Annotated in this window: 21 protein-coding genes; 8 read left to right on the top strand and 13 right to left on the bottom strand. The window is 67.6% G+C overall.

What is annotated here, in order from left to right:
• Positions 1-63: 63 nt before the first annotated feature.
• From AX284_RS07755 to AX284_RS07705, 11 genes are all read right to left on the bottom strand, one after another.
• Positions 64-612 (bottom strand): DUF3299 domain-containing protein, encoded by a 549-nt coding sequence (locus AX284_RS07755; RefSeq protein WP_068384495.1) that lies wholly within the window; start codon positions 610-612, stop codon positions 64-66.
• A gap of 310 nt (positions 613-922) precedes the next feature.
• On the bottom strand, positions 923-1,171 hold the full coding sequence (locus AX284_RS07750; RefSeq protein WP_007160058.1) for a GlsB/YeaQ/YmgE family stress response membrane protein: 249 nt from the start codon (positions 1,169-1,171) through the stop codon (positions 923-925).
• A 128-nt stretch (positions 1,172-1,299) separates the two neighbouring features.
• A complete protein-coding gene (locus AX284_RS07745) occupies positions 1,300-2,382 on the bottom strand; it encodes a 5-(carboxyamino)imidazole ribonucleotide synthase (protein ID WP_068384493.1) in 1,083 nt (360 codons plus the stop codon).
• Entirely contained in the window at positions 2,379-2,873 is a 495-nt protein-coding gene (gene purE / locus AX284_RS07740) for a 5-(carboxyamino)imidazole ribonucleotide mutase (protein ID WP_007160060.1), read from the bottom strand. Before purE ends, AX284_RS07745 begins: the two co-directional genes overlap by 4 nt.
• A 361-nt stretch (positions 2,874-3,234) precedes the next feature.
• On the bottom strand, positions 3,235-4,155 hold the full coding sequence (locus AX284_RS07735) for a dihydrodipicolinate synthase family protein (RefSeq protein ID WP_068384491.1): 921 nt from the start codon (positions 4,153-4,155) through the stop codon (positions 3,235-3,237).
• Positions 4,152-4,943 carry an AraC family transcriptional regulator gene (locus AX284_RS07730; protein WP_017639212.1) on the bottom strand — a complete coding sequence of 264 codons (792 nt, stop codon included), beginning with the start codon at positions 4,941-4,943 and terminating at the stop codon, positions 4,152-4,154. The genes AX284_RS07735 and AX284_RS07730 overlap by 4 nt, the downstream gene beginning before the upstream one ends.
• Positions 4,940-6,175 (bottom strand): NAD(P)/FAD-dependent oxidoreductase, encoded by a 1,236-nt coding sequence (locus AX284_RS07725; protein WP_068384489.1) that lies wholly within the window; start codon positions 6,173-6,175, stop codon positions 4,940-4,942. The genes AX284_RS07730 and AX284_RS07725 overlap by 4 nt, the downstream gene beginning before the upstream one ends.
• Entirely contained in the window at positions 6,172-6,408 is a 237-nt protein-coding gene (locus AX284_RS07720; protein ID WP_068384487.1) for a (2Fe-2S)-binding protein, read from the bottom strand. Before AX284_RS07720 ends, AX284_RS07725 begins: the two co-directional genes overlap by 4 nt.
• Positions 6,402-7,517, bottom strand: a complete 1,116-nt coding sequence (locus AX284_RS07715; protein WP_068384485.1) for an NAD(P)/FAD-dependent oxidoreductase — start codon at positions 7,515-7,517, stop codon at positions 6,402-6,404. The genes AX284_RS07720 and AX284_RS07715 overlap by 7 nt, the downstream gene beginning before the upstream one ends.
• A complete protein-coding gene (locus tag AX284_RS07710; RefSeq protein WP_068384483.1) occupies positions 7,514-8,452 on the bottom strand; it encodes a 4-hydroxyproline epimerase in 939 nt (312 codons plus the stop codon). The genes AX284_RS07715 and AX284_RS07710 overlap by 4 nt, the downstream gene beginning before the upstream one ends.
• 106 nt (positions 8,453-8,558) lie before the next feature.
• The gene (locus tag AX284_RS07705) at positions 8,559-9,464 is read right to left on the bottom strand and encodes a LysR substrate-binding domain-containing protein (protein WP_059316971.1); all 906 of its coding nucleotides are present in this window, start codon (positions 9,462-9,464) and stop codon (positions 8,559-8,561) included.
• A gap of 154 nt (positions 9,465-9,618) precedes the next feature.
• On the opposite strand from AX284_RS07705, the gene AX284_RS07700 reads away from it, so the two are divergent.
• The 6 genes from AX284_RS07700 to AX284_RS07675 all read left to right on the top strand — a co-directional run bounded on the left by AX284_RS07700 (position 9,619) and on the right by AX284_RS07675 (position 16,178).
• Complete coding sequence (locus tag AX284_RS07700) at positions 9,619-11,052, top strand: aspartate ammonia-lyase (RefSeq protein WP_017639206.1); 1,434 nt, start codon at positions 9,619-9,621, stop codon at positions 11,050-11,052.
• Between the two features lie 98 nt (positions 11,053-11,150).
• Positions 11,151-12,152 (top strand): AraC family transcriptional regulator, encoded by a 1,002-nt coding sequence (locus tag AX284_RS07695; protein WP_064307661.1) that lies wholly within the window; start codon positions 11,151-11,153, stop codon positions 12,150-12,152.
• A gap of 46 nt (positions 12,153-12,198) precedes the next feature.
• A complete protein-coding gene (locus tag AX284_RS07690) occupies positions 12,199-12,558 on the top strand; it encodes a cupin domain-containing protein (RefSeq protein ID WP_068384481.1) in 360 nt (119 codons plus the stop codon).
• Positions 12,559-12,672: 114 nt separating this feature from the next.
• The gene (locus AX284_RS07685; protein WP_068384479.1) at positions 12,673-13,704 is read left to right on the top strand and encodes a histone deacetylase family protein; all 1,032 of its coding nucleotides are present in this window, start codon (positions 12,673-12,675) and stop codon (positions 13,702-13,704) included.
• A gap of 23 nt (positions 13,705-13,727) precedes the next feature.
• Positions 13,728-14,828, top strand: coding sequence for a polyamine ABC transporter substrate-binding protein (locus tag AX284_RS07680; RefSeq protein ID WP_068384477.1), 1,101 nt, complete (start codon positions 13,728-13,730; stop codon positions 14,826-14,828).
• A gap of 144 nt (positions 14,829-14,972) precedes the next feature.
• A complete protein-coding gene (locus tag AX284_RS07675; protein ID WP_068384475.1) occupies positions 14,973-16,178 on the top strand; it encodes a GGDEF domain-containing protein in 1,206 nt (401 codons plus the stop codon).
• Here the strand turns inward: AX284_RS07675 and AX284_RS07670 are convergent.
• Positions 16,175-16,963 (bottom strand): helix-turn-helix domain-containing protein, encoded by a 789-nt coding sequence (locus tag AX284_RS07670; protein ID WP_017639200.1) that lies wholly within the window; start codon positions 16,961-16,963, stop codon positions 16,175-16,177. The genes AX284_RS07675 and AX284_RS07670 overlap by 4 nt on opposite strands.
• A 276-nt stretch (positions 16,964-17,239) precedes the next feature.
• Here AX284_RS07670 and AX284_RS07665 point away from each other — a divergent pair, with 276 nt between their 5' ends.
• Both AX284_RS07665 and AX284_RS07660 read left to right on the top strand, forming a co-directional pair.
• Complete coding sequence (locus AX284_RS07665; RefSeq protein WP_068384473.1) at positions 17,240-18,694, top strand: alanine/glycine:cation symporter family protein; 1,455 nt, start codon at positions 17,240-17,242, stop codon at positions 18,692-18,694.
• 159 nt (positions 18,695-18,853) lie between these two features.
• Positions 18,854-19,837, top strand: coding sequence for an asparaginase (locus AX284_RS07660; RefSeq protein ID WP_017639198.1), 984 nt, complete (start codon positions 18,854-18,856; stop codon positions 19,835-19,837).
• A gap of 380 nt (positions 19,838-20,217) precedes the next feature.
• Here AX284_RS07660 and AX284_RS07655 read toward each other — a convergent pair whose 3' ends face one another.
• Positions 20,218-21,120, bottom strand: a complete 903-nt coding sequence (locus AX284_RS07655) for a D-hexose-6-phosphate mutarotase (protein WP_017639197.1) — start codon at positions 21,118-21,120, stop codon at positions 20,218-20,220.
• Positions 21,121-21,247: the final 127 nt, after the last annotated feature.

Here is a 21,247-nt window from a genome sequence, read left to right as displayed (position 1 = left end):
GGCGTTGCTCAGGCTGACGCCTTGGCGTGTTGGGCTTCGCTGCGCTCAACCCAACCTACGGGGCTAGAGGTCGCTTTCTTCGACCTTGCGGACCTTGCTGGCGTCCAGGGTGTAGGAGGCTTCGGCGAGATCGTTGTCGACCGCCTCGGTGTGCAGGGTGCCGATGACCCAGTAGGGCTCGTAGATATCGGGTAGCGGCACGCCTTTGGGGTAGCGCACCAGCACGATCTGGTTCGGCGGCGGTGGCGGGACGTGGATGCAGGCACCCGGATAGGGCACCAGGAAGAATTCGCGGAAATTGCCCTTGGCGTCGGTCTCAAGTGGCACCGGAAAACCACCCAGACGCACGTTCTTGCCATTCAGGGCGGCCACGGTGCGGGTGGAGTGCATCACCTCGGGCAGGCCATTGTCTTTTTGCTTGAGCCCGCCCGGCGAGCCGAAACCGCCCGGCGCTTCGGGGCTGTTGTGGCTGATCTCGGGCATGGTCTCCAGGGCCCGGCGATCTTCGGCGGTGAGCAGATCGAGCCAGTTGGTTTCCGGCGGTTCGCCCTTGGCGGCGTGGGTCAGCAGCGGCAGGCTGGCGAGCAGCAGGGTAATGAGCAGTCTGGGCATGGTCGGCAGGTCGGACGCAAAAGTCCGAGTGTGCGGCGCGCCAGGTTAGGGGTCCAGCCCCAAGGCCGCAAAGCAGAGCCTCGCCCATTAAAAAGCCCCTGGATCGACGGGCGACACCAGGGGCGGAAACGCTGTGCTGCTTGGCTTCGCCAAGGCGAAGCGACGTCTTAGAACCTATTCACGATCTGCTGCGCGTCGGCCAAACGGCGTTGAAAATGACTTCGGAATGCTCATTTACCCTTTGTAAACTCCGCTTCCTCAGCCATTTTCGCCTTGTTTGTCTCTAGCTCGCGAGATCGTGAACACGTTCTTAGCGACGCTTGGTCACCATGCCGTAGATGAACAGCACGATGATGGCGCCGACCACGGCACCAATGAAACCTGCGCCTTCACCGGCACGGTAGATGCCCAGTGCCTGGCCCAGGTAGGTGGCGACCACGGAGCCGACGATGCCCAGAATGATGGTCATGATCCAGCCCATGCTGTCGTCGCCCGGCTTCAGAAAGCGGGCAACCAGGCCGACGATGAGACCGATGATGATGGTTGCGATGATGCCCATGTGAAGAATCCCCTGTTTGAGTGCTGGTAAGACAACGCCGGTCAGCAGGCGTCGTTGTACTCTCCGACCACCGGTGATCCTTCGAGGTTCAGGGGAAAACGGCTTCCGTGTGCGGAAGCCGTCTGGCATCAGTCCTGGATCAGGGCTTCCAGGGCGGCGATGCGGGTCTGCAGGGTCGCGGCATCGGCGCTGCGCAGGGTGGCGTGACCGACCTTGCGCCCGGCCTTGAAGGCCTTGCCGTAGTGGTGCAGGTGGCAGTCTTCCAGGGCGGTGACGGCCGCTACCGGCGGCACCGAGCCAATGAAGTTGACCATGGCGCTCTCGCCCACCTTGGCGGTGGAGCCCAGCGGCAGGCCGGCCACGGCGCGCAGGTGGTTCTCGAACTGGCTGCACTCGGCGCCTTCGATGGTCCAGTGCCCGGAATTGTGCACGCGCGGGGCGATCTCGTTGGCTTTCAAGCCACCCTCGACCTCGAAGAATTCGAAGGCCAGCACGCCAACGTAGTCGAGCTGCTCCAGCACGCGGCGGGCATAGTCTTCGGCCAGGGCCTGCAGCGGATGGTCGGAACTGGCCACCGACAGGCGCAGGATGCCGCTTTCATGGGTGTTGTGTACCAGCGGATAGCAGGCCACCTCGCCGTCACGACCGCGCACGGTCACCAGGGACACCTCGCCGGTGAAGGGCACGAAGCCTTCCAGCAGCAGGGGCACGCTGCCCAGTTCGGCGAAGGCGCCGGTGACGTCTTCCGGCTGACGCAGGACCTTCTGGCCCTTGCCGTCGTAGCCCAGGGTACGGGTCTTGAGCACCGCCGGCAGGCCGATACGAGCCACGGCGGCGTCCAGGTCGGCCTGACAGAGCACGTCGGCGAACGCGGGCGTAGGAATGCCCAGGTCGCGGAACATGGACTTTTCGAACAGGCGGTCGCGGGCAATACGCAAGGCTTCGGCCGACGGATAGACCGGTACGAATTGCGAGAGGAAGGCCACGGTTTCAGCCGGGACGCTCTCGAATTCGAAGGTCACCAGATCGACTTCATCGGCCAGCTGGCGCAGGTGATCCTGGTCGCCGTAGTCGGCGCGCAGGTGTTCGCCCAGGGCAGCGGCGCAGGCATCCGGCGCCGGGTCGAGAAACGCGAAGTTCATGCCCAGCGGCGTGCCGGCCAGGGCGAGCATGCGGCCCAGCTGGCCGCCACCGATGACACCGATCTTCATGCCTGCTCCCTCGGATCGGGATTGTCCAGCACGGTGCGGGTCTGCTCGTCACGGAAGGCGTTCAGCCGCTCGTGGTACTCGGGATACTTGCCACCAAGGATGCTGGCGGACAGCAGCGCGGCGTTGATGGCGCCGGCCTTGCCGATGGCCAGGGTGGCGACCGGTACACCGGCGGGCATCTGCACGATGGACAGCAGGGAGTCGACGCCCGAGAGCATGGACGACTGCACCGGCACGCCGAGCACCGGCAGGTGGGTCTTGGCAGCGCACATGCCTGGCAGGTGGGCAGCGCCACCGGCGCCGGCGATGATCACCTCGATACCGCGGCCGGCAGCCTCTTCGGCGTACTGGAACAGCAGGTCGGGGGTGCGGTGGGCGGAGACCACCTTCACTTCGTGGGGAATGCCCAGCTTGTCCAGCATGTCGGCGGTGTGGCTCAGGGTGGACCAGTCGGACTTGGAGCCCATGATCACGCCTACGAGTGCGCTCATCGTCGTGCCTCTGAAATGAAGAAGCCACGCGGCGGACGTGGCTTGGGAAATGAGCGGGACAGTATAGACGAAAGCGGGGCGGAGCGTGCTCCTGCGCCGGGTATCGCCTGTCGGTTGCAGGACAGGCTGTGGCGCCCATGGGATGGGTGGTGGTGTGGGGTGAAAGGTACGGGCCAGAGGGCCGGGTGATTCGGGTGGGACCGCCCTGAAGAGCGCCCTCACCCCAGCCCTCTCCCGCAGGCGGGAGAGGGGGTGGATTGGCGTGTGTGGAGGCATATCGGTTTATCGCGGCCATGGGCCGCTCCTACGGTAGCGTTCGCCCCTGTAGGACCGAGCCGCTATGGCCGCGGTTGACCCTGCCTCAGATCCCTACATTCGGCAATTGCGGACGGGTTTCCAGGGCCTTGGCCATCAGGCGTTCGACGAAGGCGCGATCCGCGTCGGGCAGGGCCAGGCGGGGTGGGCGGGTCAGGGCGCGGCCGCGGCCGGCGAGTTCTTCGCAGAGCTTGATGCACTGCACCAGGTCCGGACGGGCGTCCAGGTGCAGCAGCGGCATGAACCACTCGTAGAGCGGCATGGCGTCGGCGAAGCGGCCGGCCTTGGCCAGGCGGAAGATGGTTTCGCCTTCGGTGGGGAAGATGTTGGACATGCCCGAGACCCAGCCCTCGGCGCCCACGGCAATGCTTTCCAGCACCACGTCGTCGAGACCGGCGAAGAGCACGAAGCGGTCGCCCACCTCGTTGCGCACGTCGATGAAGCGACGGGTGTCACCGGAGGAATCCTTGAAGCAGACGATGTTGTCGACGTCGGCCAGGGAGATGAGGATGTCCGGGGTGACGTCGTTCTTATAGATCGGCGGGTTGTTGTAGACCATCAGTGGCAGATCGAGGGCGCTGGCCACGCTGCGGAAGTGGGCGGCGGTCTCGTGGGGCTTGGCCGAGTAGACCAGGGCTGGCATGAGCATGATGCCATCGGCCCCGGCGCGACCCACCGCCTGGGCGGTGCGGGTGGCGTTGAGGCTGGTGAATTCGGCCACGCCGCAGATCACCGGCACGCGACCACCGGCGGCGTCCTTGGCGACCTCCACCAGGGCGATCTTCTCTTCCAGGGTCAGGGAGGTGTTCTCGCCCACGGTGCCGCACATCACCAGACCGGAGACGCCATCGCGCACCAGGTTGCTGATCACGCCATGGGTCTGGTCCAGATTGACCGAGAAGTCATCGTTGAATTGAGTGGTGACGGCGGGAAAGACGCCGCTCCAGTTGACGCGGGGAGTGCTCATGCAGGGGTTTCCTCCAGACGCAGACGGGGCTTGAGAGAGTCGCGGTATTGCCGGGGCGACAGGCCGGTGAGACGGCGGAACTGGCGGCTGAAGGCGCTGTGGTCGGTATAGCCACAGGCCAGGGCCACTTCGGTGACGGGCAGATCGCGGGCCAGCAGGCGCGAGGCGGCGTCGAGCCGGGCCTTGTGCAGCAGTTGCTGGGGCGTGAGGCGCAGGATGCGTTTGCACTGGCGTTCGAGCTGGGAGACCGACAAGCCCACCCGCTGACTCAGTTCGCCCACCGAAAGCGGCTGGGCATAGTGTTCGCGCAGATAGCGATCGACCTCGGCCACCTTGGCGTGGGCCGGATGATCGGCGGCCGGCGCCTGCAGATCGTGGGAGATGCCGGCCATGCCCATGAGTCGACCCTGGGCGTCGTGCAGCGGCAGCTTGCGGGTCAGGCACCAGCCCGGGGTGCGGCCGGCATAGAGATGCAGTTCCAGCTGGTCGTCCAGCGCCAGGCCCTCGCGCAGCACGCGGCGATCCTGTTCGGCGTAGGCGCCACCCAGGGGGGCGGGAAACACTTCCTCGGCGGTCTTGCCGAGCAGTTCGCTGACGTCTTCATAGCCGCAGCGCTGGGCCAGGGTCAGGTTGACCAGCACATAGCGCGCCTCCAGGTCCTTGACGAAGAACACCACGCCGGGAATGGCGTCGAGCAGCGGCGCCACCAGGCTCAGGCTCGCCAGCAGCGCGGGCAGGTCGGCGGGCCGGGCGCGGTTCAGGGCGTCCAGGTGGGCAGCGGCGTTCATCTCTCGTCCTCGGTCAGGGCCAGCAGGCTGTCGATACGGGTGGGTTGCAGGGGAAAGCGCGGCACCGGGGGCGTCCAGCCCAGCAAGACGCGGGTGGCCTGGCCGCAGATGCGGCCCTGGCAGGCACCCATGCCGCAGCGGCTGCGCAGCTTGGCCTGGGTCCAGTCGCCATGACCAACCAGGGCACCCAACGCGACGTCCTCGCAGCGGCAGACCAGGGTATCCGGCTGGGCCAGCCGGGCAATGGCCGGATTCAGAGCGAAGGTGCGGGCCAGCTGGGCGGCGAAGCGGCGCCAGGCACGGGCCTCGGTCTGCACCCCAGCGATGGCGTCGAGCTGGTCACTGGCGACCAGGCCGGCGATACGGCCGGTGGCCTGGGCCAGTTCGTTACCGCCGATGCCGGTGCATTCGCCGGCCGCCAGGATGTGTGGCTGGCTGGTGCGCTGATGGTCATCCACCGCCACGGCGCCATCCAGGGTCGCGCAGCCCAGGCTCTGGGCCAGTTCGACATTAGGTACCAGGCCGTAGCCACAGGCCAGGCGGTCGCAGGCGACCTCCCAGCGACGGTCGCCCTGGCGCAGGCGCACGGCTTCGAGACGCTCGGTGCCGAGCGCCGCCTCGACCCAGGTGCCGGGGCTATAGCGGGGAGTGGCCAACGTCAGCGCCTGGCGCAACTTGTTCGGCCAACGCCAGAGCCCCAGGCCGAAGTCGAGCACGGCACGGCGCCTGGCCTGTTCGGCGACCAGGGCGATGTGGGCACCCGCTTGGCGCGCCGTGGCGGCACTGGCCAGCAGCAGCGGACCGGTACCGGCGACGACGATGCGTTCATCGGCGACTTCGACGCCACCCTTGATCAGTGCCTGCAGGCCGCCCGCACCGGTCACGCCGGGCAGGGTCCAGCCGGGAAACGGCAGCAGCAGTTCGCGGGCGCCGGTGCAGAGGATGAGGGTGTCGAAGGCCAGGGGGCGGCTGCCGTGGGCGTCTTCCAGCAGCAACTGGTGCGATCCCAGGACCGCGGCGACACGGGTCTGGGTGAGCAGGGTGACGTCCGCCGGCAACTGACCGACTTCGGCGGCGACTTGGCCCGCCCGCGCGCGCCAGATCTGGCCGCCGGGCAAGGGATTGTCGTCCAGCAGCACCAGCTTCAGGCCGTGGCCACTGGCGGCGCGGGCAGCGGCGAGACCCGCCGGGCCGGCGCCGATGATGAGCAGATCGCAGCTCGCGCCATTCATGACAGGCGCTCCACCTGCATGCCGTCCTGGCAGGGGGTCTGGCACGCCAGCCGGCGCACGCCATCGACCTGCACCCGGCATTCCTGGCAGATGCCCATGCCGCAAAAAGGCGCCCGGGCCTCACCGCCTACCGAACGGCGCGCGGCGGGGTTGCTGCTCTTGGCCAGGGCGGCGGTGAGCAGACTGCCCGAGCGGACCTCCAGGCGCTCGCCATCGATGAACAGGGTCAGCATGCCTGGCTCCTTGGCATGGTGGTGAAACGCGCCGGTGCGAAGGGTTCCACGTGGAACGTCGAAGACTCGCCGAACAGTCCTTTGGCGATGGCTTCGGCAGTGGCCGGCGCGGTGGTGACGCCTAGGCCTTCGTGACCGACCGCCAGCCACAGACCGGGCTGGTCGGGGTGGGCGCCGATCAGCGGCAGGCCGTCGGGACTGGCGGCGCGCTGACCGGTCCAGCCCCGGATCAGCGAGGTATGGGTCAGGCTCGGCAGGAAGTCCAGGGCGCGGCGCAGCAGCTGGCCGACCACCGCGGGTTCCACAGCCATATCCGGACGCTCGAATTGCCGCGACGAACCGATCAGCAATTGGCCGGTGGGACGCGGCTGAACGTTGAAGGCCACCGAGGCGCCGCTGCTGGCGTGAGCGCTGGCGCCGTAACCGATTTCCACCAGCTGGTGGCGGACCTGCTCGGGATAGCGGTCGGTGATTAACAGATGACCCTTCTTCGGCACCAGCGGCAGGTCCGGGCATAGGCTGGCGGCCTGCAGGCCGGCGGCAAGCACCACGGCATCAGCGCTCAGCCAGCGACCATCGTCCAGCCGTACGCGCTGGCCTTCGACGGTGCTTACCCGGGCGCGCTGGAATTCGATCAGTGGCGAGCGCTGCAGCAACCAGACGGCGACTACTGGGGCATAGAGCAGACCATCGCCAGGCACTTCCAGGCTGCCGGCCAGGGCAGTCAGTGCCGGCTCTGCGGCGGCAGTCGCCGCAGCGTCGAGCGGCTGGTTGGCGACGCCCTGGGCGTCCAGGCGCTGACGTTTCTCTTCGATCAGCTCCAGTTCGGCGGCGTCGCGGGCCAGCCAGAGGGTGCCGCAGTTGCGGTAGTCGGCGGCGCTGGGCAACTGGGGCACCAGCTCACGCCAGAGTGCCAGGGAGCGGGCGCTCAAGGTCAGTTCGGCGGGGTCGTCATCCATCACCACCAGGTGGCCCATGCCAGCGGCGGAGGCGCCGGGCAGGCCGGCGTCCAGCACCCGCACGCGACAGCCCCGCGCGGCCAGGGCCGCGGCGCAACTGGCCCCAACGATGCCACCGCCAACGACGAGAACCTCCGCCACCGACTTCACCCCGGAATGCCCCAGGCGAAGGGATCGTCGGCGGCCAGCAGCAGGGTCGCCTCGGCCATGACGTGGGCGCGTCCACGGATCACCGGCAGGATGCGGCCCTCGTCGCCCGCCTGGTAATGGGCCTCGAAACGACTGCCGATGACGCTGGCCTGCTGCCAGACGGCGCCAGGTTCGAGATCGCCGTCCGCCGCCAGGCAGGCCAGCTTGGCGCTGGTGCCGGTACCGCAGGGCGAGCGGTCATAGGCGCGCCCTGGGCAGAGCACATAGCTGCGACTGTCGGCGCCGTCCGGGTCGTCGGCGAAGAGTTCGATGTGATCGATATGGCCGCCCTGCTCGCCGGTGATCCCCGCGGCTTCCAGGGCGCCCCGCAGGGCCAGGCTGAAGGTGAGCAGCTCTTCGAGGTTATCGGCGGCGACGCGCTGGCCGTGATCGGCACAGAGAAAGAACCAGTTGCCACCCCAGGCGATGTCGCCGGTGGCCGGCCCATGGCCGGGAATCTCCACCTGCACGCCCTGCCGGTAACGATAGGCCGGGACATTACGCACGCTGACGCTGCCATCGTCGTGCAGGGTGGCGGTGACATCGCCCACCGGCGTCTCGATCAGGTGATCGCCGGTACCGATCCGGCCGAGATGGGCCAGGGACACTACCAGGCCGATGGTGCCATGGCCGCACATGCCCAGATAGCCGACCTCGTTGAAGAACACCACGCCAGCGCTGGCGGCAGGAGATGCCGGCTCACAGAGCAGGGCGCCGACCAGCACCTCGTTGCCGCGCGGTTCGCGCATGCAGGCCCGGCGGAAGGCGTCATGCTCGCTGGCCAGCCGGGTGCGGCGCTCGGCCATGCTGCCCTGGCCCAGATCGGGAAAACCATCGAGGACCAGGCGCGTGGGTTCACCGCCGGTGTGGGAGTCGATGACGCGGATGCGCTGCATGGCTGACCTCCGTGAGAGAGGCTCCAGTGTCGCGCAGACAGGCGCAAAAGGCTTGCAGGACGTCGGCTAGCTAAAAGCCGATATCGGCATAATCGCCTGCCGTCGATCAGCCGCCGTGGCTTTGACTTTCCAGATGTCGCCAGACCTGCTGCACCAGCCGCTTGCGCAACAGGGCACAGCGGTAGAGGCGGATCTCCAGGCCGACCTGCCAGGCGGCGTCGCCACACACGGCCAGTTCGCCCCGGGCCAGTTCCGCGGCCACCGACAACTGCGGCACCCAGGCCACGCCCAGGCCCTGCAGGGCCATGGTCTTGAGGCTGTCGGCCATGGCGGTTTCGTAGAGGGTCACGGCGCGCAGCTTGCGCTGGCGCAGGAGCAGATTCACCGACCGGCCGAGAAAGGCACCCGCGCTGTAGGCCAGCAGCGGCACACTGCTCTGCCCGTCCAGCTGGAACATGGGGCGGCCCTCGCCATCGGTGGCGCAGACCGGCAGCATGGCGGTGTGCGCCAGGTGCAGCGAAGGAAACAGCTCCGGGTCCATCTGCAGGGCGGCGTCGGGATCGTGGAAGGCCAGCATCAGGTCGCAGGCACCGTCGCGCAGGGCGTGGATGGCATCGCCGACATTGGTGGCCACCAGGCGACTGGCCAGCGCCAGGCCCTGGCCACGCAGGCCGGCGATCCACTGCGGAAAGAAGCCCAGGGCCAGGGAGTGGGCGGCGGCGAATTGCAGCACCTCGCCCTGTCCGCCTTCCAGGTGATGCAGATGGCGCACCGTCTCGCCCAGTTGTTCCACCACGCTGCGCGCCGTGACCAGGAACAGCTGACCCGCCTCGGTCAGGCTGATCGGGGTGTGGGATCTGTCCACCAGGGTCAGGCCGACGCTTTCCTCCAGCGCGCGGATGCGTCGGCTGAAGGCGGGCTGGGTGACGAAACGTTTTTCGGCGGCCTGGGAAAAACTGTAGGTGGCCGCCAGGGCCACGAAGTCTTCCAGCCATTTGAATTCGATGTTCATGGCGCCCATACGTCGTCTGATCTCGTGAGGTCACAACCTGAGTTATGCCGATCCGGCATGAGGCTTGGCGGATTGGCATTGGCCGGGATCGGCTGGCAGGCCTAGATTCTAGGGCATCGCGGCGTCCGCCGCTTGATCGAAGCCCAACGCTATCATGTCCGACTCTGCATCATCCGTCCGCCTCGAAAAAGATCTTCTCGGTACCCTCGACGTCCCCGCCGATGCCTACTACGGCATCCAGACCCTGCGCGCCGTGCAGAACTTCCGCCTCTCCGGCGTACCCCTCGGTCACTATCCCAAGCTGGTAGTGGCCCTGGCCATGGTCAAGCAGGCGGCGGCCGACGCCAACCACCGGCTCGGCCACCTGCCAGCGGCAAAGCACCAGGCGATCAATGAGGCCTGCTCGCGCATCATTCGCGGCGAATTCCACGACCAGTTCGTGGTGGACATGATCCAGGGCGGGGCCGGCACCTCGACCAACATGAACGCCAACGAGGTGATCGCCAACGTCGCTCTGGAGCTGCTCGGCCATGCCAAGGGCGAGTATCGCCACCTGCACCCGAACAACGACGTCAACATGGCGCAGTCGACCAACGACGCCTACCCCACCGCCATCCGCCTGGGCCTGCTGCTCGGCCATGACGCCCTGCTCGCCAGCCTGGACAGCCTGATCACCGCCTTCGCCGCCAAGGGTGTGGAATTCGCCGAGGTGCTGAAGATGGGTCGCACCCAGCTGCAGGACGCGGTGCCCATGACCCTCGGCCAGGAATTCCATGCCTTCGCCACCACCCTGGGCGAAGACCTGGCGCGGCTGAAGAGCCTGGCGCCGGAGCTGCTCACCGAGGTCAACCTGGGCGGCACCGCCATCGGCACCGGCATCAACGCCGACCCCGGCTACCAGCTGCTGGCCGTGCAGCGCCTGGCGGACATCAGCGGCCAGCCGCTGACCCCGGCCGCCGACCTGATCGAAGCCACCTCGGACATGGGCGCCTTCGTGCTGTTCTCCGGCATGCTCAAGCGCACCGCGGTGAAGCTGTCGAAGATCTGCAACGACCTGCGCCTGCTCTCCAGCGGCCCGCGCACCGGCATCAACGAGATCAACCTGCCGCCGCGCCAGCCGGGCAGCTCCATCATGCCGGGCAAGGTCAATCCAGTGATCCCCGAGGCGGTCAACCAAGTAGCCTTCGAGATCATCGGCAACGACCTGGCGCTGACCCTGGCGGCCGAGGGCGGCCAGCTGCAGCTCAACGTCATGGAGCCGCTGATCGCCTACAAGATCTTCGACTCCATCCGCCTGCTGCAACGCGCCATGGACATGCTGCGCGAGCATTGCATCACCGGCATCACCGCCAACGTCGAGCACTGCCGCCGCCAGGTGGAGCACTCCATCGGCCTGGTCACCGCGCTCAACCCCTACCTGGGCTACGAGACTTCCACTCGCATCGCCAAGACGGCGCTGGAAACCGGTCGCGGGGTACTGGAGCTGGTGCGCGAGGAAAACCTGCTGGACGAGGCGACCCTGGACGACATCCTGCGCCCGGAAAACATGATTGCCCCGCGGTTGGTGCCCTTGAAGGCCAAGGCCTGAGTCCCGCACGCCAGACTTGAGCGGTAAGCGCGGCAACTCCTCGTGGGCGCGGTATCCTTCTTGCTTGGAAGGCTGCCACCGCCCCGGGGAGTTTGCCCATGCGTCAGTCCGGTCTGATCAATCTCAACCTGGTGTCCCTGGTCCTCCAGCAACTGGCGGCCGACACGCCTGCCCGGGCGGAACCGCTGCTGGCCGGTAGCGGCCTGCAGCTGGACGACCTCGAACAGCCCCATCGCCTCATCACCCTGGCCCAGGAACAGCGGGTCATCGCCAACGCCCTGCCCGTCGCGCCGCCCGAACTGGGGCTGCTGCTGGGCTGGCGGCTGCGGGTCTCCGGCTACGGCCTGCTCGGCTATGCCCTGCTCAGTGCCCCGACCCTGGGCGCGGCGTTGCAGGCGGCCCTGGCCCACCAGGGCCTGCTCGGTGCCTATTTCAGCCTGCGCCTGGAGCGCCACGGCGAGCTGGCCTGGCTCAGGGCGGATGACCACCCCTTCGCGCCAGAACTGGAACGCTGCAACGCCGAGTGCTGCCTGGCCTCGCTGCGGGCGATTTGCTGCGACCTCCTGGGCACGTCTCTACCCCTGGTGCAGGTGGCTTTTCGGCACCCCGAGCCGACCTATCGCGAGCGCTATGACGATTGCTTCGGCGCCGCGCCCCTGGCCTTCGGCGCCGCCTTCAATGGCCTGGCCTTTCCCGCCACCTGGCTGGAGCGCGGCCTGCCGCTGGCCGATCCGGTGACCCATCGCGACGCCCTGGAGCAGTGTGGTCGCCTGGCTCCGGAACAGGATCGCCAGCGCGCCCTGCTCGCCCGCATCCGCACCCTGCTGGGCGCCGACCTGGCTGCACCACCCTCCTTCGCGGCCCTGGCCGGCCACCTCGGCATGGCCCCGCGCAGCCTGCGCCGCCACCTGCAGGCCGGCGGCAGCGGCTATCAGCAACTGCTCGACGAGCTGCGCTTCGCGCGGGCGCGTGATCTGCTGGCCCAGGAACGCCTGCCCATCTATCGCATCGCCGAGGCGATGGGCTTCAGCGAGACGGCCAGTTTCCGCCATGCCTTTCGCCGCTGGAGCGGACAGTCGCCCCGGGGTTATCGGCTCTAGCGGCAGGCGTATGCTGAGCGCTTTCCGTCCCCAAGGAGGATTTTCCATGCCCTTACTGAAACTGCTCGCGGACCGCGGCCAACCCACCAACCAATACCGCCTGCCGGCGGAAAAGCGCCTGGAGGGCGATCCGCTGCAGAGTCTCTGGCTCGACTACGAAGATGGCAGTGGTGTCTTCGCCGTCGGCCACTGGCACAGCGAGGTGGGCAAGTGGCGGGTGAGTTACACCGAGGAGGAGTACTGCCAGATCCTCGAAGGGGTGAGTCTGGTCACCGATGACCAGGGCCACGCCACCCGCCTCGAACCGGGCAGCAGCTTTGTCGTGCCGCGTGGCTTCCAGGGGACCTGGGAGGTCGTGGAGCCGACCCTCAAGCGCTTCGTGGTCTACGAAGCCAAGGGCGGCTGATGGCCGGCGCCGGGCGAAATCTGGCCGGATCTATCCCCTTTTGGCCGCTGCGCCTCTCGTCGCGGGGCGCCGGGCTGGCAAGAATCAGGACAGAGCCCGCCGCCCGGAGTCGCCATGCGCATCCACCACAGTCCCGATCACGCCCTGCACCACGGCCGCTGCGAATTGATCGATGGCCAGTTGCAGCCCTGTTTCGAAAAGCCCCAGCGCGTCGAATTCATCCTCGCCGAGTGTCACCGCCGGCAGCTCGGCGAGGTGGTGGCGCCCCGCGACTTCGGTCGAGCGCCCCTGGCACGCGTCCATAGCGCGGCCTATCTCGACTTTCTCGCCGGTGCCTGGGACGAATGGGCCGCCGGGGGCGAGACCGTGGATCTGCTGCCCTATACCTGGCCCGCACGCACCCTGCGCCAGGTGCTGCCGCCCACCAGCCTGCATGGGCGTCTGGGCTACTACAGCTTCGACGGCGGCGCGCCTATCACCGCCGGCACCTGGCAGGCCGCCTACAGCGCCGCCCAGGTGGCCCTGAGCGCTGGCGCCGAGGTCGCCGCGGGCACGCGTAGCGCCTTCGCCCTCTGCCGTCCGCCGGGCCATCACGCCGCCGCCGATGTCATGGGCGGCTACTGCTATCTGAACAACGCCGCCATCGCCGCCCAGGCTGCCCTCGATGGCGGCGCCCGGCGGGTCGCCATCCTCGATGTCGACTACCACCACGGCAACGGCACCCAGGACATCTTCTATGCCCGCGACGACGTGCTGTTCCTCTCGCTGCACGGTGATCCGGGTTTCGAATTCCCCTTCTTCCTCGGCTATGCCGACGAGACCGGCACCGGGGCGGGCCAGGGCTTCAACCTCAATCTGCCGCTGCCCGCCGGCAGCGCCTGGGACAGCTGGAGCGCCGCCTTGGAAGTAGCGCTGGCGCGACTCCAAAGCTATGCCCCGGACCTGCTGCTGGTCTCCCTGGGCGTGGATACCTTCAAGGCCGATCCCATTTCCCAGTTCAAGCTGGAGAGCGACGACTACCTGCGCCTGGGCGAACGCCTGGCGCGGCTCGGTCTGCCGACCCTGTTCGTCATGGAGGGCGGTTACGCCGTGGCGGAGATCGGCATCAACACGGTGAACGTCCTGGCCGCCTTCGACGGCGCCTGATCCCTATCGCGAGGAATCCGACCATGCACAGCCTCCTGCGTCCGCTCACCGCCCTGCTCGGTGGCGCCCTGCTCGCCACCGCCGTCCAGGCCGCCGATCCTGGCGAACTGCGGGTCTACAACTGGGCCGACTACATCCTGCCCGAGACGCCCAAGGACTTCGCCAAGCAGACCGGCATCCGTGTCACCTGGGACACCTTCGACAGCAACGAGTCGCTGGAAGCCAAGCTGCTCACCGGCCGCTCCGGCTACGACCTGGTGATCCCCTCCAACCAGTTCCTGGAAACCCAGATCAAGGCCGGAGTGTTCCAGAAGCTGGACAAGACCAAGCTGCCCAACTGGCAGAATCTCGATCCCGAGTTGCTCAAGCTGCTGGAGGTCAACGATCCGGGTAACCAGTACGGCGTGCCCTACATGTACGGCACCATCCTCATCGGCTTCAATCCGGCCAAGGTCAAGGCGGCGCTGGGCGCGGACGCACCGGTGGACAGCTGGGACCTGGTGTTCAAGCCGGAGAACATGGCCAAGCTCAAGAGCTGCGGCGTGGCCATGCTGGATTCGCCCTCGGACATCCTGCCGGTGGTACTGCACTACCTGGGCCTGGACCCCAACAGCGCCAACGCCAAGGACTACGAGAAGGCCACGGCGCTGATGCTCAAGATCCGCCCCTACATGGCCTACTTCAATTCCACCAAGTACATGACCGATATCGCCAACGGCGATATTTGCGTGGCAGTGGGCTATTCGGGCAGCTTCTACCAGTTCGGCAACCGCGCCAAGGAGGCCGGCAACGGCGTGGTGGTGGACTGGCGGCTGCCACGCGAGGGCGCGCCCATCTGGTTCGACACCTGGGCCATTCCGGCCAGTGCCGCCAATGTCGACCAGGCCCATGCCTTCATCAACTACCTGCTCGAACCCAAGGTGATCGCCGGAATCAGCGACTACCTCGGCTACCCCAACGCCAACAAGCCGGGCATGCCGCTGGTGACCGCCGCCATCCGCGACAACCACGACCTGGTGCCCACCCCGGAAATGCTCAAGAAGCTCTATGTGGTGCAGCCGCTGCCGCAGCCCATCGAGCGGGTCCGCACCCGTGCCTGGAGTCGCATCAAGGCTGGCAACTAGCGGCAACGGCGTCCACGACCACCCGAATGGTAGCCAATGGCTACCATTCGGCGGTTACATCCCCGCGTCCGGGAACCCTCTATCGCGCTAAGGGACTTACTGTGCTGAAGTGACCCATTGGATTTACCTGCCAGGTACGGCGTCATGTCCCTCAGTCTCGCCCTCACCCGAGCGCTGGCTCGCCCTTTCTGGGCCCTGCGCTTCGAGTCGGTATTGGAACGGCATTACCAGCAGGACATCGCCCGTGCGCGCCGGCGCCACCTGCTCATCAGCCTGACGGTCGCCATCCTGGCCTACGCCAGCTTCTCGATCTGGGACTGGATCCTGATGACCGAGGCCTTCTGGGTCATCAGCCTGCTCAGTGCCTTGGTGGTGCTCGGCGGGGGCGTGACGCTCTTGGCCCTCAAACTGATGCCGGCCGAGCATCCGGCGCGCGAGTGGCTGGGCATCCTGCCGTGTCTGCTGGCCTATGCACCGCCGCTGTTCGACCTCCAGGCGAGCGATGTCGCGCATCGCGCCCTCTGGCTGGCCACCCTCCCCCTCATGACGCTGTTCACCAACAGCTGCATCGCCCCACCCCTGCGGCAGGCGGCGGCACATAGCCTGTTCGCCCTGCTGACCATCGGCCTGGCCACCCAGATGCATGGTCTGCCCGTCGTGGAGGCTTCGCTGGTACTCACCCTGGCCGGCGCCACCGTGGTCTTTACCCTGCTCAACAGCTTCTGGATGGAAAGGGCCCGCCGGCAGGGCTATCTGCTGATTCTGCGTGATCGGTTGCGCAACGAAGAGCTGGCCGCCACCAACCGCGTTCTGGAACAGCAATCAGCCACGGACCCCCTCACCGGCGTGGCCAACCGCCGAGCCCTGATGCAGGCCCTTACCACCGCCCTGGCGCGTCCCCCGATCCGACCGCTGCTCCTGCTGATGATCGATGTCGATCACTTCAAGGCCTTCAATGACCGCTATGGGCATCCGGCCGGCGATCGCTGCCTGCAACGGGTCGCCACCGCCCTGGCCAATGAATTGCGCGCCGGCGACTGCCTGGCCCGCTACGGTGGCGAGGAGTTCGCCATCCTCTGCACCCCTTCGCGCGAGGAGGATGCCGGCAAACTGGCCCAGCGCCTGCTCGATGCGGTACGACGTCTGGAGATTCCCCACCTCGGCCCCTCTGCCGGTCCGCGCGTGACCGTGAGCATCGGCGGCGCCTGCGCCCGACTGGACCACGACTGCGCCGAAACCTTTATCGAAGCCGCCGATCGCCAGCTCTACTGGGCCAAGCAGGCCGGGCGCGACCGCGCCATCCTGGAGGATTGCGATCGCTGCCAGACCCAGGTCGCTGAACCCAGCTAGCCCAGGCGATAGACCCGATCGACCAGAGTCGCGCTGGCCAGGCGCTGGCGCAGATCGTCGTCCAGGTGAGGGTCCTGCCAGTCGTAGAGACCGATGCGGCCATAGGCCTGACCGCGCCGGGGGCGGGTGCCCAGGTACTCCCAGACCACTCGGGTGCAGGCCGGCTCGCGGCGGTCGGAGGCGCTGACGCCCAGCTTGAGGCCGTTGAGGCGATCGATACGATTGCGCGCGCTGGGCAGCAGCACCGTCTGCGACAACTCGTTGCCGGTGAGGGATTCGTAGTCGGTGAAGAACAGCCGGCTTTCCAGGCTCATGGCCAGGCCTAGGTAACGAAAGCGTGCCTGGCTCGTGGCCTCGCCCTGACGACGCAGGCGTTCGAAACGCACATAGCGAAAGACGCCTTCCTCCTCGAACAGCCGCACCAGCCCACAGAGCACTACGCCTGGGGTGGAGAGCGACGGATAGTATTCGTGGTAGTAGCCCTGGTAACGGACCAAGCCTTCCTGGCGTTCGCCGAACAGGGCCAGCGCCTGCCCCGCCCACCCCGTCTCCTGGCTGACCGGTGCCCCCAGGCGCGCCGCGAATTGCCGTTGCGGCAGCTGCAGATCACTGGCCGGCAGCCCGAAGAACTCCGCCAGTCGCTGCAGGTTGTAGGGCGACGGACGGCTCTGGCCGTTGAGGTAGCGATTGAACTGGGCACGGTTGATACCGACGGCGCGACAAACGGCGGCAATCGAGCGGTGGCGCTGGCAGAGCAGCTGCAAATTGGCGGAAAAATCGCTCATGAACCCTGCCCAAGCTTGACAGACGGCCGGAAAACTAGCATCAAGTCGCGCCATTTTGAAGCGAGGCGCGGAATTGTCCACGCCGGTGGGATAGCCGAACCTAGGCGGCCCGGTCCGTCTTACTGCCCGTTCCACCCGGACCGATCCGTCCCAGCGCCCTGTCCCGGTCGTCTCCCCACGACCGGGCACGGCGTCGGGAGCGGGATATTCCACAATAATAGCCCCAAGGCTTGCGAGCCGGCCTTGGAGCATCACTAGCATGCTCGAGGATTCTTCATGCACTACCTAGAAATGCTCAACGACTTCCTGTCCGGCCACGTGCTCATCGTGCTGATCGTCGGCCTGGGCAGCTATTTCACCCTGCGCTCGCGATTCGTGCAGGTGCGCCACTTCCCGCACATGTTCACGGTGTTCAAGGATTCCCTGCGCAACAGCGGCGACGGCCTGAGTTCCTTCCAGGCGCTGATGCTCAGCCTGGCCGGCCGCGTGGGTGCCGGCAACATCGCCGGTGTGGGCCTGGCCGTGACCCTGGGTGGCCCCGGTGCGGTGTTCTGGATGTGGGTGACCGCCCTGGTCGGCATGGCCAGCAGCTTCTTCGAGTGCACCCTGGCGCAGGTCTACAAGCGCGCCGATGGCGACGGCCTCTACATCGGCGGTCCGGCGTACTACATCCAGCACGGCCTCAACAAACGCTGGATGGCGCTGATCTTCTCGGGCCTGCTGCTGGTGACCTACGGCTTCGCCTTCGTCGGCCTGCAGTCCTTCACCGTGACCCACTCGCTGGAAAACGCCTTCGGCCTGCCGGTGCAGTACACCGGGATCGCCCTGGCCATCCTGCTGGGCCTGGTGTTCATCGGTGGCATCAAGCGCATCGCCGCGGTCTCCGACGTCCTGGTGCCGGTCAAGACCCTGGCCTACATCGCCGTCACCCTCTATGTGATCGTCACCCAGATCGATCTGGTGCCCGGCACCCTGCTGACCATCGTCAAGAGCGCCTTCGGCCTGGAGCCGGCCTTCGCCGGTCTGCTGGGCGCCGCCATCACCATGGGCGTCAAGCGTGGCGTCTTCGCCAACGAAGCCGGTCTGGGCGCCGCGCCCAACGTCGCCGCCGTGGCCGCGGTCAAGCACCCGGCCGCCCAGGGCGTGGTGCAGGCCTTCAGCGTCTTCCTCGACACCTTCGTCATCTGCACCTGTACCGCGCTGCTGATCCTGCTCTCCGGCTTCTATGCCCCGGGCTTCGACGGCGACGGCATCGTCCTGACCCAGAACTCCCTGGCCGCGGTGGTCGGTGACTGGGGCCGCATCTTCATCAGCGTCGCCCTGTCGCTGTTCGTCTTCACCTGCATCCTCTACAACATCTACCTGGGCGAGAACGGCCTGCGCTACCTGCTCGGCCGCGGCAAGGCCGTGCTGCTGGGCTATCGCGGCCTGGTGCTGGTGCTGATCTGCTGGGGCTCCATGCAGAACCTGACCACGGTGTTCGCCTTCGCCGACATCACCATGACCTGCCTGGCCTTCGTCAACCTGATCGCCCTGGCCATGCTGATCAAGGTCGGCATGCGCATCCTCAACGACTACGACGCCCAGCGTCGTGCCGGGGTCGACCAGCCGGTGTTCGACGCCGACCAGTTCCGCGACCTGGACCTGGATCGCCAGGCCTGGCCGTCGCTGGATCGTCTGGAAGACACCGTCGCCGAAGCCCGCGCCGCGCAGCCGCGCCAGGCGCACTGACCGCCGCAGCGGTCACCTTGGGCTGCGCTGCGCTCCCCAACCTGCGCCATCCGTAGGTTGGGTTGAGGCGGCTCCATCGCCGAAGCCCAACGGCCCCGAACCATGATTCGCTTGTCTGCCCCCACCTCGCGTGGGGGCAGTCTTATCAGGAAGTCCCCCATGAATTCTCCCTACCTGCACATCCTCTACACCGGCGGCACCATCGGCATGCAGGCGACCGCCGCCGGCCTGGCCCCGGCCGCCGGTTTCGAGGCGCGCATCGAGGCCCTGCTGGCCAGCCGCCCGGAACTGGGCAATCCGGCCTGGCGGCTGCAGGAGCTGCTGCCGCTGATCGACAGCGCCAACATGACCCCCGCCGCCTGGGAGCGCATGGCCCAGGCCATCATCACCGCCGCCGCGGACCCGGCCTGTCGCGGCGTGCTAGTGCTGCACGGCACCGATACCCTGGCCTACAGCGCCGCCGCCCTGGCCTTCCGGCTGCTGGGCCTGGCCATTCCGGTGCTGCTGACCGGCTCCATGCTGCCGGCCGGCGTGCCGGACAGCGATGCCGACGGCAACCTGGCCGACAGCTTCGCCGCCTTTGCCAGTGGCCTGGCGCCGAGCGTCCAGGTGCAATTCCATGGCGAGCGCCTGCCGGCGGCGCGCTGCACCAAGCAGGCCAGCAGCGGCTGGAAGGCCTTCGTGGCAAGTGCCCGGCCGCGCAGTGGTGACGCCCTGGTCGCCGCACCTGCGGCCCTGCGCTTCGACCAGCCGCGCCAGGCGGTACGGGTAGCGGTGCTGCCGCTGTTTCCGGGCGTCGATGGCGCCACCTTGCGCGGTCTGGCGGGCAGCGGCGTGCAGGGGCTGGTACTGGAGTGCTATGGCAGCGGTACGGGCCCCGCCGACGACGCCGACTTCCTCGCGGCGCTGGCCGAACTGCGCGATGCCGGGGTACCGGTGGTCGCCCTCAGTCAGGGTGCTCGCGGCACGGTGGAACTGGGCACCTACGTCGCCGGCAGCGGCCTGGCCGACGCCGGGGTGATCTCCGGTCGCGGCATGACCCGCGAAGCCGCCCTGGGCAAGCTGCACAGCCTGCTCGGCTGCGGGCTGGATCGCGCGGCGGTGGCCGAGTGGATCGGACGTAATCTGTGCGAGGAGTTGTGATCTTCGGCTAGGTGCCGGCTGCTCCCTCACCCCGGCCCTCTCCCAGGGGGAGAGGGGGCGTTTGGGTAGACGCCGCAGCAAGGCAGTGACCCTGCCAAACCAGGAGTGAGTCCTGCGCACGCTCCAATATCCAACACGCCAAAGCCTATCGGAGCCTCCCCTCTCCCTCTGGGAGAGGGCCAGGGTGAGAGTCCGCTTGACGCCTGACAGCCCCAAGCCCTTCGCACCAAACTCCCCTGCGCGCCCCCTCTCCCCCCGGGAGAAGGCCGGGGGAAGGGCCCGCTTGACGCCTGACACAACGCACCAAGCTCCCCTTGAGCGCCCCCTCTCCCTTTGGGAGAGGGCCGGGGTGAGGGCAAGCCCTGACGCCAAAGTAGCCCCTACAGCGCCTCGCGCCACAGGCTCACCGCCATCTCGGCCGAGGCGCCCGGCGCCACGCTGAGGACGTCGTCCATCACCCGGGCGGTCTCGATGCAGAGCATGCCGGTCCAGGCGTCGTCGGCGAACTGGCTCAGGCGCGCGGCCTTGTCGATCCAAGGATTCCACAGCACCGCCGAATGGCTGTTGCGGGTCTCCACGAACAGTCGGCGCTGCCACTGAGTATCGCGGATCGCCAGACGCGCCGGCAGACCGACATAGACCCGGTCGGTCTCGGCGGTGATGGTCGGCTCGCCGTTCTGCCGCTTGCGGGTCCAGCCGTCCAGGCAGTCGTAGTAGTCGGCGTTGGCCAGGCCTTCGATGCCCACTTCGCGCACGTCGCTCACGGCGAAATAGGTGTGCAGCGCCTGGCTCAGCACCAGCGGGTGATCTTCCAGATTGCGCACGCTTAGGGTCAGCTCCAGGCGTTCGCCCACACTCAGGCTCAGGGTCAGCTCGGTGGCATGGGGCCAGCCCGGAGTGGTCTCGGCGGAGGTGCGGTGGTGGAAATCCAGGCGCACCCGGTCGGTATCCACCTCGACGCCACCGGCCTGCCAGGCGACCTGGCGCGCCAGGCCGTGAGCCGGGGCGTCCGCGGTGGTGGTGCACATCGCCTGGACTTCGGCCGGATTCTTCAGCAGGTCGCCGAACCAGGGCCAGCAGACCGGGATGCCGCCACGGATCGGGGTACCGGGCTCGAACACGGCTTCCGGATTGCCCCAGACGATGTCCGGCTCGCCGTCGAAGCCGTAGCGCAGCACATGGGCGCCCTGGCAGGCCACCAGGGCTTCGGCCTGGCCGACGCGGATGCGCCAGACGGGCAATTGGCCCAGTTGGATCTGTTCGACGAGGGGGGCAGCGGACATGGGATGACTCCTGGAAAAGGTGAGAGGCGACTGTAGTCCAGTCGAGGACCGGGCTCCAGCCAGCCATGGACAGCGCCGGCGGCAAAAGCTTCCAACGTCGCCCGCGTCTCATACCCGCGCGGCGGCG

This window comes from Pseudomonas sp. HUK17, assembly GCF_001566765.1.
Note: the sequence above shows the minus strand (reverse complement) of the source record. Positions and strands in the feature narration are given on the sequence as shown.

Coding starts and splice junctions, on each gene's coding strand:
- AX284_RS07755 (WP_068384495.1), bottom strand. CDS start 612: ATGCCCAGACTGCTCATTACCCTGCTGCTCGCCAGCCTGCCGCTGCTG.
- AX284_RS07750 (WP_007160058.1), bottom strand. CDS start 1,171: ATGGGCATCATCGCAACCATCATCATCGGTCTCATCGTCGGCCTGGTT.
- AX284_RS07745 (WP_068384493.1), bottom strand. CDS start 2,382: ATGAAGATCGGTGTCATCGGTGGCGGCCAGCTGGGCCGCATGCTCGCC.
- purE (WP_007160060.1), bottom strand. CDS start 2,873: ATGAGCGCACTCGTAGGCGTGATCATGGGCTCCAAGTCCGACTGGTCC.
- AX284_RS07735 (WP_068384491.1), bottom strand. CDS start 4,155: ATGAGCACTCCCCGCGTCAACTGGAGCGGCGTCTTTCCCGCCGTCACC.
- AX284_RS07730 (WP_017639212.1), bottom strand. CDS start 4,943: ATGAACGCCGCTGCCCACCTGGACGCCCTGAACCGCGCCCGGCCCGCC.
- AX284_RS07725 (WP_068384489.1), bottom strand. CDS start 6,175: ATGAATGGCGCGAGCTGCGATCTGCTCATCATCGGCGCCGGCCCGGCG.
- AX284_RS07720 (WP_068384487.1), bottom strand. CDS start 6,408: ATGCTGACCCTGTTCATCGATGGCGAGCGCCTGGAGGTCCGCTCGGGC.
- AX284_RS07710 (WP_068384483.1), bottom strand. CDS start 8,452: ATGCAGCGCATCCGCGTCATCGACTCCCACACCGGCGGTGAACCCACG.
- AX284_RS07705 (WP_059316971.1), bottom strand. CDS start 9,464: ATGAACATCGAATTCAAATGGCTGGAAGACTTCGTGGCCCTGGCGGCC.
- AX284_RS07700 (WP_017639206.1), top strand. CDS start 9,619: ATGTCCGACTCTGCATCATCCGTCCGCCTCGAAAAAGATCTTCTCGGT.
- AX284_RS07695 (WP_064307661.1), top strand. CDS start 11,151: ATGCGTCAGTCCGGTCTGATCAATCTCAACCTGGTGTCCCTGGTCCTC.
- AX284_RS07690 (WP_068384481.1), top strand. CDS start 12,199: ATGCCCTTACTGAAACTGCTCGCGGACCGCGGCCAACCCACCAACCAA.
- AX284_RS07685 (WP_068384479.1), top strand. CDS start 12,673: ATGCGCATCCACCACAGTCCCGATCACGCCCTGCACCACGGCCGCTGC.
- AX284_RS07680 (WP_068384477.1), top strand. CDS start 13,728: ATGCACAGCCTCCTGCGTCCGCTCACCGCCCTGCTCGGTGGCGCCCTG.
- AX284_RS07675 (WP_068384475.1), top strand. CDS start 14,973: ATGTCCCTCAGTCTCGCCCTCACCCGAGCGCTGGCTCGCCCTTTCTGG.
- AX284_RS07670 (WP_017639200.1), bottom strand. CDS start 16,963: ATGAGCGATTTTTCCGCCAATTTGCAGCTGCTCTGCCAGCGCCACCGC.
- AX284_RS07665 (WP_068384473.1), top strand. CDS start 17,240: ATGCACTACCTAGAAATGCTCAACGACTTCCTGTCCGGCCACGTGCTC.
- AX284_RS07660 (WP_017639198.1), top strand. CDS start 18,854: ATGAATTCTCCCTACCTGCACATCCTCTACACCGGCGGCACCATCGGC.
- AX284_RS07655 (WP_017639197.1), bottom strand. CDS start 21,120: ATGTCCGCTGCCCCCCTCGTCGAACAGATCCAACTGGGCCAATTGCCC.